Genomic DNA, 501 nt, shown 5'->3' on the forward strand with positions numbered 1-501 from the left:
GTCGCGGTTTTGTTGGTGATAGCCTATGAAGCGGTGTTTGCGCGCACGCCGTTTCCGGCGTTGGGCGTGTGGTTCGTGCCCTTCTGCCTCGGCGGGGGACTGGCGCAGATCATCGCCACCAATTTGTTGCTGATGGCGTTTGGCGAGCGCAATTTCGTCGTCGGCACGGCCTATTCCAAGACCGAGGCGGTGCAGAGCGCGCTGCTGTCGGTGTTTCTGCTCGGCGATCATCTGAGCCTGCCGACCTGGGTCGGCATCGGCTTCGGCGTCGCCGGGGTGATGGTCCTTTCAACTGGCGGCAAGCGGATGGCAGCGGGAGCGTTTCTCCGTGCGCTCGGGCAACCGGCGGCGCGCTATGGCATCGCCTCCGGCTTCATGTTCGCATTGACCACGATCGGTATTCGCGCGGCAACGCAGGCGGGGGCCACGCCAGACCATATCCGGGCCGCGCTGATCGTGCTCGCCACGACCGTTGCGGCGCAGACGGTGGCACAGGGGGCG

At 65.9% G+C, this 501-nt stretch carries 1 protein-coding gene; it reads left to right on the forward strand.

Features of this window, described 5'->3' with window-relative positions:
* The coding region (locus tag AACY08_RS28885) for a hypothetical protein (RefSeq protein WP_339472500.1) at nt 1-501 on the forward strand (501 nt) is incomplete at both ends.

Origin of the sequence: Pseudomonas sp. EL_65y_Pfl1_R83 (assembly GCF_963970695.1) — a bacterium.
In the GTDB taxonomy this organism is placed as follows: Bacteria; Pseudomonadota; Gammaproteobacteria; order Pseudomonadales; family Pseudomonadaceae; genus Aquipseudomonas; species Aquipseudomonas tritici.